Below are 13,342 nucleotides of genomic sequence, written 5' to 3' on the forward strand. Positions count from 1 at the left end.
TCCGGCCCACCTACAGCCGGAGGCGTGGCGCGAGGGACCATGGAGGACGGTGGAGCCGGTCATCCGGTAAGACCGATTTTTCCGACAGGAGCCTTCAGACCATGACGGAAACCAGCGAACTCGACGATTCGTTCCACGTCTTCGACACCACGCTGCGCGACGGCGCGCAGCGCGAGGGCATCAACCTCACGGTCGCGGACAAGCTGGCCATCGCACGGCATCTGGACGACTTCGGCGTGGGATTCATCGAGGGCGGCTGGCCCGGCGCGAACCCCCGGGACACCGAGTTCTTCGCCCGTGCCCAGCAGGAGATCGACTTCCGGCACGCCCGGCTCGTCGCCTTCGGCGCCACCCGCCGCGCGGGTGCCAGGGCCGCCGACGATCCGCAGGTCAAGGCGCTCCTGGACTCGGGCGCCCCGGTGATCACGCTGGTGGCCAAGGCGCACGACCGGCATGTGGAGCTGGCCCTGCGCACCACCCTGGACGAGAACCTGGAGATGGTCCGCGACACGGTCTCCCACCTGTGCGCGCAGGGCCGCCGGGTCTTCGTCGACTGCGAGCACTTCTTCGACGGCTACCGCGCGAACCCGGAGTACGCCAAGGCGGTCGTCCGTACGGCCGCGGAGGCCGGCGCGGACGTCGTCATCCTCTGCGACACCAACGGCGGCATGCTCCCCGCCCAGATCCACGCGGTCGTCGCGACCGTCCTCGCCGACACCGGCGCCCGGCTCGGCATCCACGCCCAGGACGACACCGGCTGCGCGGTCGCCAACACCCTCGCCGCCGTCGACGCGGGCGCCACCCACGTGCAGTGCACGGCCAACGGCTACGGCGAGCGCGTCGGCAACGCCAACCTCTTCCCGGTCGTCGCCGCCCTGGAGCTGAAGTACGGCAAGAAGGTCCTGCCCGACGGGCGGCTGCGCGACATGACCCGCGTCTCGCACGCCATCGCCGAGGTCGTCAACCTCACCCCCTCGACCCACCAGCCCTACGTCGGCGTCTCCGCCTTCGCGCACAAGGCCGGCCTGCACGCCTCCGCGATCAAGATCGACCCCGACCTGTACCAGCACACCGACCCCGCCCTGGTCGGCAACACCATGCGCATGCTCGTCTCCGACATGGCCGGCCGCGCCTCGGTCGAGCTGAAGGGCAAGGAACTCGGCATCGACCTCGGCGGCGACCGCGAGCTGATCGGCCGGGTGGTCGACCGGGTCAAGGAACGCGAGCTCAAGGGCTACACCTACGAGGCCGCGGACGCCTCCTTCGAGCTGCTGCTGCGCGCCGAGGTGCAGGGCAAGCCGCTGAAGTACTTCGAGGTCGACTCCTGGCGGGCGATCGTCGAGGACCGCCCCGACGGCACCCACGCCAACGAGGCCACGGTCAAGCTGTGGGCGATGAGCGAGCGCATCGTCGCCACCGCCGAGGGCAACGGCCCCGTCAACGCCCTCGACCGGGCGATGCGCGTGGCCCTGGAGAAGATCTACCCCCAGCTCGTCAAGCTGGACCTGGTGGACTACAAGGTCCGCATCCTGGAGGGCAAGCACGGCACCCACTCCACCACCCGGGTCCTGATCTCCACCAGCGACGGCGCGGGCGAGTGGTCCACGGTCGGCGTGGCGGACAACGTCATCGCCGCCTCCTGGCAGGCACTCCAGGACGCCTACACCTACGGCCTGCTGCGCGCCGGGGTGGAGCCGGCCGCCGCCCAGTAGTGAACGGCACGGCGGGTCCGCGGCCGGGTCAGGGGGCCCGCCAGACGTTGTCGTAGGCGTCCTCCTCGATCCGGTGCCGCTGGCGCACGCCCTCCAGCTCGGTCAGGGCCTCGCCGACGGCGGCCAGGACGGTCACCACCGAGTCGTCCGCGATCTCCTCGGGGTCCACCGGCGGGGGGTCCTCGATACCGAGCGCGTCCGCGAGGCCCACCAGGACCGGTTCGCGCGCGGCCCAGCGGTCGGCCGCGCGGCGCCGGGCCGGTGAGTCCGGGGGCGAGGCGGGCGCGGAGCGCCGGCGCAGCCAGTGCCGGCGCGTCCCGGCCGGCTGCTCCTGTTCCTCCAGAGCGGTGGCGTAGGCGTCGGCCAGGCCGCGTCCGCGCCGCCACAGCCAGTCCTCGACCGTCTCGTACGGCGTCTGCCGGACGAGGGACGCCGCCGCCCCGTCCAGCAGGACGTCACCCGTGACGCGCTCGGCGGACGGGACGACACGGTCGTCCTCCACCACGAGCGCGCCGACCTCCAGGAGGTCGAGGAGCTCCGCGCCGGCGAGGGCGAGAGACAGGTCGCCCTGGGCCGGACGGCTCGCGGGCGGGGCGTCCAGGGCGACGATCAGCAGATCCTGGGGTGTGGTCATCTACGGCTCCCGATGGCATGGCTCGGCACGGCCCCACACCACCACCATGTCGTCCGGGCGGCCGATCCGCAGCATGACCGCCGAAGCGGGTCCGCGAGCACGACCGCCGAATCCGCGCGCTCACTTCGCCGAGGCACCGCGGCGGCAGGGTGCCGAGCACCTTCGCGCGCGGCCCCTCCTCGCCGGCCGCCCACCGCCGCCCACCGCCGCCCCCGGGCCACGGCTCGGGAGCGGCGGTGCGGACGGAGCGCGGCCTGCCGGCAGGCACCGGCCTACTGCAGGTGCCACTTCTGGTTGGCGGCCCCGGTGCACGACCAGATCTGGGCGCGGGCCCCGTTCGCCGACGAGTTGTCCGTGACGTCCAGGCACTTGCCGGCGGCGCTGTTCACGACGTCACCCGTGGCGGCGTTGTACGACCACCGCTGGGCCCCGGTTCCGTTGCACCCGTACAACTGCACCTTCGCCCCGTCCGCCGTCGAACCGGCCGTCACGTCCAGGCACTTGCCGAGCCCCTGCACGGACCCGTCGGCCTGCACGGTCCACGTCTGGGCCGCGGTGCCGTTGCAGTCGTAGAGCTGCACGGCCGCGCCGTCGGTGCTCGAACCGCCCGCCACGTCCAGGCACTTGCCGGCCAGGCCCACGAGGGAACCGCTCTGCCCGACGCCGCCCGACGGGGTGCCGGACCAGGTGAAGGTCGCGGAGGTCTTCCCCGGCAGGGAGTAAGTGGCGTGCTGCGAGCCCCAGTCGATGGTGACCGTCCGCGCCGAGGACGACCCGTTGTAGGCGATCAGGGCCTTGCTGCCGTCCGGATTGCGCCATGCCACGTTGGGCACGGTGGTGGACGCCGTGGAGGCGATGCGCTGGGCGCCCGGCCGGACGAACTTCGTCAGGTGTCCCATGTCGTAGTACTCGACCGTGTAGTCCACGGTCCCGCCGCGCGCGTCGCCGTTGTGCACGGTGACCAGGCCGGTGCAGGTGCCGCAGCCGCCGTTGTGCGGGCCCATGTTCTGGTCCACCGCCAGCGACCACTTGGTCACCGACTTCGCCCAGTTGCGCGTGTAGTCGATGATGTTGGACATGTCCTCGTGCTGCTGGTCGGCGATCCAGGTGCCGCCGGAGTGTTCGGTGCCGAAGGCGTCGAGGCCCGGGTACTGGTTGTGGACGGTGGTCTGCTTGGCGATGTCACCGCCGTAGCCGTGCCAGGCGATCCCGCCGAAGTTGGGGTGGTTGCGGACGGCCGGGTCGTCCACGGTCTGGGCGGCGTAGGAGTCGTAGGAGTCCCAGTTCCAGTCGTGCGCGAGCACCTTCGCCGGAAGGCCCGCCGCCTGGAGCCTCGGCAGCAGCTCGCTCTTGGTGAAGTAGGCCAGCCCGCTCGCGTTCCAGCTCATGGAGGGATAGCCCGAGCAGCAGGTCGGCTCGTTCTGCGCGGTGACGTACGAGACCTTGACGCCCTGGGCCTGGTAGGCCTGGAGGTACTTCACGAAGTACGCGGCGTAGGCCCCGTAGTCCTCCGCCTTCAGCCAGCCGCCGTTGAGCGAACCGCTGTCCTTCATCCAGGCCGGAGCCGTCCACGGCGACGCCATCACGGTCAGCGACGGGTTCAGCTGGAGAGCCTGTCTCGTCAGCGGGGCCACGTCGGCGAGGTCGTGTGCGAGGGAGAACCTGGCCAGATCCGGGTCGCTCTGGCCGGCCGGCACGTCGTCGTACGTGTAGCCGGAGCGCGCGAGGTCCGAGGCGCCCATCGGGTTGCGCAGGAAGGACAGCCCGATCCCGTCCGCCGGCGAGAACAGCTTGCGCATGGTCGCGTCCCGCGTCGCCTGCGACAGTGCTCCGCTGCTGTTCAGCAGCCATGCCGCGGTGTCCGTGAAGGACGCGCCGCCGCCGGTGAAGGTCTGGTACCGGGTGTTCTCGTCGACGGTGATGTTCTCGCCGGTGCCACCGGTCCCGGACTGGAAGGCGAACGGCGTCTGCGCCTGGAGTCCGCGCACCACATGCCGTCCGGCGGAGTCGTCGGTGGTGGTGAGCCAGGCCGTCACCTGCTCGCCGGCCGCGTGCGCGGTGGGGATGCCCAGGGTCGTCAGCCCGGCGGTGGTCAGCAGCCCGGCCAGTAGCAGCCGGGCCGCGCGCAGGGGTCGTCTCATGGAGCGCCGTCCCTTCGGGAGGTGGGGGTGGGGAGGCGTGCGAGCCGTGAGTCAATGACGGCTCGGCGGGCGCGTCAAGAGGTCGCGCATTCAGGAAGCGAACGCACAACGGCCGTGTTCCGGACGCCAGTTGAGCGCGCACCACTTCTGACGTGAACTCTTGACGGCATCATGAGCCCCGAGTTAACTCACGCCGTGATCTAAGTCATGAGTGAATCGAGAGCCCAGTGAATCAAGAGCCAAGGGAAGGGTCCATGCGAAGAACCGCCCTGCTCGCCTCCGCCGCTCTGCTGACCGCACTGCTCCCGCTGACCGCCGTCGCCACCGCCTCCGGTGCCGACGACCCGCCCCCCGTGCCCGTCGACCGCTTCGAGGGCGAGGTCCCCTTCGCCGCCCAGCCCGCCGAGGGCATCTTCACCTGGGGCGGCGACGCCGACGACCCGCCCGCCCTGGAACTGGCGGACCGCCCCGACGCCCCGGAGGGCGCCAAGGTCCTCACCGGCACCTACGACATCAGCGGCTACGGCGGCTTCACCCACGACTTCGCCGCCGGTGAACCGGCCCACGACTGGTCCGCGCACCAGGGCATCCGCTTCTGGTGGGACGGCCAGGACAGCGGCAGGAAGCTCGCCTTCGAGATCAAGGACGGCGGCGCGAACGGCGAGGCGTCCGAGCTGTGGACGACGTCCTTCACCGACGACTTCACCGGCTGGAAACAGATCCTGATCCCGTTCACCGACTTCACCTACCGCACGGACTACCAGCCCGTCGGCGGCATCGACCACGTCCTCGGACTCACGCAGATGTGGGGATACGCCCTCACCCTCCCCGTCGGCCTCAAGGGCCGCTTCGCCATGGACGACGTCGAGCTGTACGGCAGGGCGGACCAGTCGCTGCGCGCCTCCGTCACCGCCGACTCCGCCGTCCACCCGGTGAAGGAGGGCGGCACGGCCACGCTGAAGGTCACCGTGGCCACCACCGGCGCGGCGCCCCTCGACGACCCCGTGACGGTCACCTACGCGACCGGCGGCGGCACCGCCGAACCCGGCAAGGACTACACCCCCGCCTCCGGCACCCTCACCTTCCCGGCCGGTACCGCCTCCGGGGCCTCGCGGACCATCCGGGTCGCGACCCTCAAGGACAAGGCCGCCGAGCCCGCCGAGACCGTCCCGGTCGCGCTCACGGTGACCGGCGCCAAGGCCCCCGCCGAGATGCCGCAGGTCGTCATCGACGCCCACGGGCTGCCGTACCTGGACACGAAGCTGCCCGTGAAGAAGCGGGTCGCGGACCTCCTCGGCCGCCTGTCCCTGGCGGAGAAGGCCGGCCAGATGACCCAGGCCGAGCGCGGCGCGGTCGGCACGGGGGACGACATCGCGGCCTACGGCCTCGGCTCACTGCTCTCCGGCGGCGGTTCGACACCCACGCCCAACACCCCCGAGGCCTGGGCGAAGATGATCGACGCCTTCCAGCTCCGGAGCCGGGCCACCCGCTTCCAGATCCCGCTTATCTACGGCGTCGACGCGGTCCACGGCCACAACAACCTGGTCGGCGCCACGGTCATGCCGCACAACATCGGCATCGGAGCCACCCGGGACCCCGCACTCGCCGAGAAGGCCGGGGCGGTGACGGCCGCCGAGGTCCGGGCCACCGGCATCCCCTGGGACTTCGCGCCCTGCCTGTGCGTGAGCCGCGACGAACGCTGGGGCCGCTCCTACGAGTCCTTCGGCGAGGACCCGGCGCTGGTCGAGTCCATGGAGACCGTCATCCAGGGCCTGCAGGGCCGGGCGGACGGCAGGGACCTGAGCCGTGACGACAAGGTCCTCGCCACCGCCAAGCACTTCGTCGGTGACGGCGGTACCGCGTACGGCTCCTCGACCACGGGCTCCTACAAGACCGACCAGGGCGTCACCAAGGTCACCCGCCAGGAGCTGGAGGCCGTCCACCTGGCACCGTTCGGCACGGCCGTCGACCGGGGCGTCGGCACGGTCATGCCGTCGTACTCCTCCCTGGACGTCATCGGTGACGGGCAGGGCCCGGTGAAGATGCACGCCCGCGCCGACATGATCAACGGCGTCCTCAAGGGCCGCATGGGCTTCGACGGCTTCGTCATCAGCGACTGGAACGCCATCGACCAGCTCCCCGGCGACTACGGCTCCCACGTGCGCACGTCCGTGAACGCGGGCGTCGACATGATGATGGTCCCGTACACCTACAAGGACTTCACCAAGACCCTGACCGACGAGGTCCGGGCCGGACGGATCAGCGAGCGGCGGATCGACGACGCCGTCTCCCGCGTCCTCACCCAGAAGTTCAGGCTGGGCCTCTTCGAGCACCCGTACGCCGACACCAGTGGCGCCGCCGCGATCGGCTCCCCGGCGCACCGGGCCGTGGCCCGCCGCGCCGCCGCCGAGTCGCAGGTGCTGCTGAAGAACTCCGGCGGGCTGCTGCCGCTGAAGAAGAGCCAGAAGGTGTACGTCGCCGGGTCCAACGCCGACGACATCGGCAACCAGAGCGGCGGCTGGACCGTCACCTGGCAGGGCTCCTCCGGGAACATCGTCCCCGGCACCACCGTCCTGCAGGGCATGCGCGAGGCGGGCGGGAACGTCACGTACTCCAAGGACGCCTCCGCCCCGACGAACGGCTACGACGTGGGTGTGGTCGTCGTCGGCGAGACCCCGTACGCCGAGGGTGTCGGCGACGTCGGCAACGGCCCCGCCCACACTCTGACGCTCTCGGCCGCCGACCAGGCCGCCGTCGACAAGGTGTGCGCGGCCATGAAGTGCGCGGTGCTGACCGTCTCCGGGCGCCCCCAGCTGATCGGCGACCGGCTCGGCGACGTCGACGCGCTGGTGGCCTCCTGGCTCCCCGGCACCGAGGGCGAGGGCGTCGCCGACGTCCTGTACGGCAAGCGGCCCTTCACCGGGCAGCTCCCCGTCACCTGGCCCCGGTCCGAGGCCCAGCTGCCGATCAACGTGGGCGACGCGTCGTACGACCCGCAGTTCCCGTACGGCTGGGGCCTGACCACGCTCACCCACGTGCCGGACGGCGGCGCGGCCACGCTGCGCGCGCTCGGCAAGGCCGCCGCGGTGGCCGAGCGGGCCGGCGCCGACCGGACCGGGCGGGAGCTGGTCACCAAGGCGCGGCTGATCGTTCAGCGCAAGGCCGGGCAGCGGATCACCGAGGCGCTGGCGGGGCCCTTCGCCGACGCCGACAACGCGCTGCTGACCGGCCGGTACGGAGAGGCGGTGCGGAAGCTGACGGAGGCGTACCGGGCGGCCTGAGCCCACCCGCACCCTCCTCCGGTATGACCGCTTAGGGGCTGGTTCGGGTAGCTTCGAAGCATGAAGGCCGTCTCGTGGACCCGAAGCCTCCCGGCCCTGCTGCTGGCCGTACTCGCGCTGGTCGTCCTGACCGCGCTCGCCCCCGGCGCGAGCGCGGTCACCGGCGTCTCCACGATCGCCCAGGCCCTGCGCAAGGGACCGGTCTACGTCGATCCGGCGGCCTCCGGGCAACTGTCCGCAGCCGAGGCCAAGGTGCTCGCCGAACGGATCAAGCACGCGAACAAACCCCTGTTCATCGCGGTCCTGCCGGCGGGCTACCCGACGAAGGACCTCCTGCCCAAGGTGCGCGCCGCCACCGGCGTCACGGGCCTGTACGGCATCCGCGTCGGCGACCTCTTCGGCGCCCGTTCCGACCGCTCGGTCATGTCGAAGACGGCCGCGCAGAACCTGGTGGCCAGCGTCCAGGGCGAGGACGCCAAGGCCCAGCTCACCGACTTCACCGACCGTGCCCTGGCCAACATGGGCGGCCACGCGCCCGCGAGCTGGAGCGGCTCCGTGGACGGCAAGGGCGAGGGGGTGTCGACGACCGCCCTGATCGTCGCGGGCGCGGTCGTGGTGGCCGGCGGCGTGGGCGCCTACACGCTGGTCCGCCGCAGCCGCCGCCGGCGCGAGGAGGAGCAGCGGGCCGCGCTGGACCGGCTGCGCGTGGTGGTGGACGAGGACATCACCGCCTTCGGCGAGGAACTCGACCGGCTGGACTTCCACCCGGCCGAGCCGCGCGCCGACGACGCCATGCGCGCGGACTACGAGCGCGCGCTGGACTCCTACGAGAACGCCAAACGGCGCATGACCGAGGCGCGCAGACCGGAGGACGTCCGGGTGGTCACCGAGGCGCTGGAGGACGGCCGCTTCTCCCTCGCCCTGCTGGCCGCCCGCCGCACGGGACGCGCCCTGCCGGAGCGGCGTCCGCCCTGCTTCTTCGACCCGCGCCACGGCCCGTCCGTGACCGACGCCACCTGGACCCCGGCCGGCGGCAGCTCCCGGGAGGTCCCGGTCTGCGCCGCGGACGCGACCCGGCTGGCCGACGGCCGCGACCCGGCGATCCGCGAGGTCGACTCCGACCACGGCCGCCGCCCCTACTGGGACGCGGGCCCCGCCTACGGTCCCTGGGCCGGCGGCTACTTCGGCGGCGGCATCCTCCCCGGCCTCCTCGTCGGCACCCTTCTGGGCAGCGCGATGGCCACCCCGTCCTACGCGGCCGACTACGGCTCCGGCTACGGCGACTTCGGCGCCGGCGGCTACGAGGGCGGCGACGTCTCCGGCACCGACTTCGACCCCGACGACTTCAGCGGCGGCTTCGGCGGCGGCGACGGCGGCGGCGGTTTCGGCGGGGACTTCGGCGGTGGGGACTTCGGTGGCGGAGGGGATTCCGGCGGCGGATTCTGACACCGCGCGCGGCCGCCGTCCGGCCGCGGCTGGCTGACCGGGACGCAGGCCCGGGCGCCACAGCGCACGGGCGCACGAGCGCCCGCCCTCCCTTTTCGGGGGAGTGGAGGGCGGGCGCGCTCGGGGTGCGGGCGCCGGCAGGGGCGCCGCAGGCTCATGCCTGCTTGATGGCCGAGATGTCGAAGTTCAGCTTGATCTTGTCGGAGACGAGGACGCCACCGGTCTCCAGGGCCGCGTTCCAGGTCAGGCCCCACTCGGAGCGCAGGATCTCGCTCTTGCCCTCGAAACCGACGCGCTCGTTGCCGAACGGGTCCTTCGCCGCGCCGTTGAACTCCAGGTCGATGGAGATCGGCTTGGTCACGCCGAGGATGGAGAGGTCGCCGGTGATGCGGTAGTCGTCGCCGCCCAGGTGCTCCGCCTTGGTGGAGCGGAAGGTCATGACCGGGAACTCGTCGGTCTTGAAGAAGTCCGCGGACTTCAGGTGGCCGTCACGGTCGGCGTTGCCGGTGTCGATGCTGTCCATCTGGACGTCGAGGGTGGCGGTGGACTTGGCGGGGTCGGAGCCGTCGAGGTGCAGCGTGCCGGTGAAGTCCGTGAAGCCGCCCTTGACGTTGGTGACCATGGCGTGGCGGGCCACGAAGCCGATCGTGGTGTGCGCGGGGTCGAGGATGTAGTCGCCGGTCAGCGCGGAGAGGTCCGCGCCGGGCACGGCGGAGGTCTGAGGGGCGCTTTCCTTGCGGCCGAAGATACCCATGAGGTGCTCCTTGGGAAGGTCTGTGAAGGGTGGGGGACGGACACGGCCCGGTACGACGAGACCGTGCCCCGGAGTCTGTTGAACGTTCAACGAAACCGACGGTTACGACCGTAGACCCATTCCGTTCGATTTTCAACATCATCCGCAACGTGTTTTCAAGATAACCCACAGTAACCACGTACGCCCTCTGGCGGACGCGCGTAGATCTCGGGCACCATCTGCATGCACCACCTGCACAGCCGCCCCACAGGACGCTCGGCCAACCGCAGGAAGGGTCCCCCATGAAGTTCCGCTCCGCCGTGACCGCGCTCGCCCTCGTCGTCGCCCCCGGCGTCGCCGTGGTCGGCACCGCCACCGACGCCTTCGCCGTCACCAAGATCAGCCAGGCCACCGCCGAATCGATGTTCCGCTCGTCCGGCATCACCTGGTCGTCGTCGGGTGGCTGCACCAACCGCAACAACTCCACCTGCACGTCCTTCGACCAGCTCAACCTCGCCACCGCGCAGGGAGCCCAGACCCTGAAGAGCGCCAGCGGCTGCGCTCTCAACATCACCGGCGGCACCGAGACCGGCCACGCCTCCGGCACCTACTCGCACTGGAACGGCTACAAGCTCGACTACAGCAAGAACACCTGTATCACCAACTACATCAAGAACAGCTTCACTTACATCGGTCTGCGCGGCGACGGCTACCCGCAGTGGCAGGCCGCCTCCGGCAACCTCTACGCCGACGAGGGCAGCCACTGGGACGCGACGTACTACACCTGCGGCTGCTGAGACGGGAGGGGTGGTGACCGGTGACATGAGCCCGACCGGATCGACCCGCCGCGCACTGCTGCTGGCCACCGCCCTCACGGCTGCCCTGGGCCCCCCGGCCCAGGCGGCCCCCGCCGGCGCCGCCGGCCGCGGGGTTCCCGCGGACCCGGGCGACGCGTACGACACTCTGCGCCGACGCTGGCTCGGCATCGCCCTCGGCGCGGGGTACGACCCGACCGCCGAGCCGTACGCCTCCCGCCTCGCCCGACTGGGCGCGCTGGCCCGCGACTTCCGCGCCACCATGGACCCCGCCGCGGCCTCCCTCTGGCCCGGCCACCCCTTCGACCCGCCCGCCGGCATCACCTTCAGCTACAACCGCCTGTGGACCATGGCCCAGGCCCACGTCCAGCCCGGCACCGGCTCGACCGGCGACGACGGCCTCCTCGCCGACGTGCTCCGCGGCCTCGACCATCTCTCCGCCACCGTCTACCACCCCGCCGCCGTCCCCTACGGCAACTGGTGGGAGTGGCAGATCGGCAGCCCCCGGCTGCTCATGGACATCACGGCCGCGCTGTACGACCGCCTCGGCGACGCGCGCGTCGCGGCCGCCTGCGCCGCCGTCGACCACTTCATCCCCGACGCGATGCTCACCGACTACTCCGGCACCTCCACCGGCGCCAACCGCGTCGACCTGTGCCGCTCGGTCGTCCTGCGCGGCATCCTCGGCCGCGCCGGCGACCGCGTCGCGCTCGCCCGGGACGCCCTCTCGCCGGTCTTCCCGCACGTCACCCGGGGCGACGGCCTCTACGCCGACGGATCCTTCGTCCAGCACACCTGGGTCGCCTACTCGGGCACCTACGGCCAGGTCCTCCTCGACGGCCTGGGGCGGCTGTTCGCCCTGCTCGCCGGATCACCGTGGGAGGTCACCGATCCCGCCCGGCGAAACGTCCTCGACAGCGTCGAAGGCGCCTACGCCCCCCTGATCCACGACGGGTTGGTGATGGACTGCGTCAACGGCCGCGCCATCAGCCGGGGTTACCTGCTCTCCGACGACCTGCACATCATGCGCGGCGACCACTACCACGGGCAGGCGCTGATCGCCGCGATCGCCCTGCTCGCGGACGGCGCGAGCGAGGCCGAGCGGGAGCGGTGGCACGGCATGGTGAAGGGCTGGGCCGAACGCGACACCGTCACGCCGCTGCTGACGGCCGATCAGTTCGGCGTCGCCGAGCTGGCCCGGCTGCGGGCCATCGCCGACTCGGCCGTACCCGCGCGCCCCGAACCCCTCGGGCACCGCCTCTTCCCTGCCATGGACCGCGCCGTCCACCGCGGACCCCGTTTCACCGCGTCCCTCTCCCTGGCCAGCGACCGCATCGCCCACTACGAGTGCGGCAACGGCGAGAACCCGCGCGGCTGGCACACCGGCTCCGGCATGCTCTCCTGGTGGCCGAAAGGGCGCGGCGGCCGGTCCGGCGGGTCCGGCAGTTCCGGTGGGTCGGGAGGCTCAGGCGGGTCGGGAGGCTCAGGCGGGTCAGGCGGGGCAGGCGGGTCCGGCCGGTCCGGCCGGACCGATCAGTACACGGACTGGTACTGGCCCACCGTCGACTGGTACCGGCTGCCCGGCACCACCGTCTCGACCAAACGCCTCGCCGACCGGGCCGGCGGCGAATGGGGCGCCCCCAAACCCGACGTCCGCTGGGTCGGGGGCACCACCGACGGCACGTACGCGGTCGTCGGCCAGGACCTGAAGGGCCTCGATTCCACGCTCCGGGCCCGCAAGTCCTGGTTCTTCCTCGACGACGCCGTCGTCTGCCTCGGCGCCGGGATCACCTGCGCGGACGGCGTCCCCGTGGAGACGGTCGTGGACAACCGCAATCTGGGCGAGAACGGCACCCAGGCGTTCACGCGCGGCCCCCGCTGGGCCCACCTGGAGGGCCACGGCGGCTGGCTCCTGCCCCACGGCGGCGATCTGCGCACGCTGCGCGAGGACCGCACCGGTTCCTGGTCCGACATCAACACCACCAGCACCACCGAGCGCCGCACCCGCCGCTGGCAGACCCTGTGGCTCGACCACGGCACCGACCCGGCCGACGCCGCCTACCTCTACGTCCTGCTTCCCGGCGCCTCGCGCGCCGAGGTCGCCGCACGCGCCGCCGACCGCCACTGGCTGACCGTCCTCGCCAACGACGCCCGCGGGCAGGCCGTCACCGTGCCCGCCCTGGGTCTGACGGCCGCCGTCTTCTGGCGGAACGGTACGGTGGGGGACCTCACGGCATCGGCCGGCGCGAGCGTGCTCGTCCGGCGCAGGGGCCGGACCGCCACCCTGTGCGTCAGCGAGCCGCCCCGCACGGGCGCGCCGCTGGAGATCGTCTGGGACCGTCCGGTGCGCTCGGTCCGCCGGGCCGACGACACCGTGGAGGTCCGGTCGGCGGGCAGCCGTCTGAGGCTCCTTGTCACTCCGGGGATGGCATGTGCCACCCACGAATGTGAGGTCACTCTCAGGTGACTGCTTTGTGGCACCCCTACAACGTTGACGCCCGTTGAGCAGTCGGAACGGCTGCATGTTGTTGTGGTTCTGTTCAGTCGTACCAGGAAAACGCTCCGGAGACTGTACGGAGT

Annotated in this window: 8 protein-coding genes; 5 read left to right on the forward strand and 3 right to left on the reverse strand. The window is 71.9% G+C overall.

The genetic code is table 11. The features are described 5' to 3' along the window. Positions 1–101 precede the first annotated feature (101 nt). The gene (gene cimA / locus OIB37_RS25835) at positions 102–1,712 is read left to right on the forward strand and encodes a citramalate synthase (protein WP_330459993.1); all 1,611 of its coding nucleotides are present in this window, start codon (positions 102–104) and stop codon (positions 1,710–1,712) included. Between the two features lie 28 nt (positions 1,713–1,740). Here cimA and OIB37_RS25840 read toward each other — a convergent pair whose 3' ends face one another. Both OIB37_RS25840 and OIB37_RS25845 read right to left on the reverse strand, forming a co-directional pair. Continuing rightward, on the reverse strand, positions 1,741–2,346 hold the full coding sequence (locus OIB37_RS25840) for a GOLPH3/VPS74 family protein (protein ID WP_330459994.1): 606 nt from the start codon (positions 2,344–2,346) through the stop codon (positions 1,741–1,743). A 272-nt stretch (positions 2,347–2,618) separates the two neighbouring features. Then, positions 2,619–4,487 (reverse strand): ricin-type beta-trefoil lectin domain protein, encoded by a 1,869-nt coding sequence (locus tag OIB37_RS25845; RefSeq protein WP_330459995.1) that lies wholly within the window; start codon positions 4,485–4,487, stop codon positions 2,619–2,621. 254 nt (positions 4,488–4,741) lie between these two features. Between OIB37_RS25845 and OIB37_RS25850 the strand changes: the two genes are divergently transcribed. Next, complete coding sequence (locus OIB37_RS25850; RefSeq protein ID WP_330459996.1) at positions 4,742–7,768, forward strand: glycoside hydrolase family 3 N-terminal domain-containing protein; 3,027 nt, start codon at positions 4,742–4,744, stop codon at positions 7,766–7,768. Positions 7,769–7,828: 60 nt separating this feature from the next. Then, positions 7,829–9,214, forward strand: a complete 1,386-nt coding sequence (locus OIB37_RS25855; RefSeq protein WP_330459997.1) for a hypothetical protein — start codon at positions 7,829–7,831, stop codon at positions 9,212–9,214. A gap of 154 nt (positions 9,215–9,368) precedes the next feature. On the opposite strand, the gene OIB37_RS25860 is transcribed toward OIB37_RS25855, so the two are convergent. Beyond that, positions 9,369–9,968, reverse strand: a complete 600-nt coding sequence (locus OIB37_RS25860) for a YceI family protein (protein WP_330459998.1) — start codon at positions 9,966–9,968, stop codon at positions 9,369–9,371. Between the two features lie 281 nt (positions 9,969–10,249). On the opposite strand from OIB37_RS25860, the gene OIB37_RS25865 reads away from it, so the two are divergent. After that, positions 10,250–10,744: a hypothetical protein gene (locus tag OIB37_RS25865; protein ID WP_330459999.1), complete on the forward strand. Its 495-nt coding sequence runs from the start codon at positions 10,250–10,252 to the stop codon at positions 10,742–10,744. Between the two features lie 25 nt (positions 10,745–10,769). After that, entirely contained in the window at positions 10,770–13,229 is a 2,460-nt protein-coding gene (locus OIB37_RS25870) for a polysaccharide lyase 8 family protein (RefSeq protein WP_330460000.1), read from the forward strand. The last annotated feature ends 113 nt before the right edge of the window (positions 13,230–13,342 follow it).

This window comes from Streptomyces sp. NBC_00820, from assembly GCF_036347055.1.
In the GTDB taxonomy this organism is placed as follows: domain Bacteria; phylum Actinomycetota; class Actinomycetes; order Streptomycetales; family Streptomycetaceae; genus Streptomyces.

What these genes read in the sequence shown, in the direction of transcription:
- cimA (WP_330459993.1), top strand. Translation starts at nt 102, where the DNA reads ATGACGGAAACCAGCGAACTCGACGATTCGTTCCACGTCTTCGACACC.
- OIB37_RS25840 (WP_330459994.1), bottom strand. Translation starts at nt 2,346, where the DNA reads ATGACCACACCCCAGGATCTGCTGATCGTCGCCCTGGACGCCCCGCCC.
- OIB37_RS25845 (WP_330459995.1), bottom strand. Translation starts at nt 4,487, where the DNA reads ATGAGACGACCCCTGCGCGCGGCCCGGCTGCTACTGGCCGGGCTGCTG.
- OIB37_RS25850 (WP_330459996.1), top strand. Translation starts at nt 4,742, where the DNA reads ATGCGAAGAACCGCCCTGCTCGCCTCCGCCGCTCTGCTGACCGCACTG.
- OIB37_RS25855 (WP_330459997.1), top strand. Translation starts at nt 7,829, where the DNA reads ATGAAGGCCGTCTCGTGGACCCGAAGCCTCCCGGCCCTGCTGCTGGCC.
- OIB37_RS25860 (WP_330459998.1), bottom strand. Translation starts at nt 9,968, where the DNA reads ATGGGTATCTTCGGCCGCAAGGAAAGCGCCCCTCAGACCTCCGCCGTG.
- OIB37_RS25865 (WP_330459999.1), top strand. Translation starts at nt 10,250, where the DNA reads ATGAAGTTCCGCTCCGCCGTGACCGCGCTCGCCCTCGTCGTCGCCCCC.
- OIB37_RS25870 (WP_330460000.1), top strand. Translation starts at nt 10,770, where the DNA reads ATGAGCCCGACCGGATCGACCCGCCGCGCACTGCTGCTGGCCACCGCC.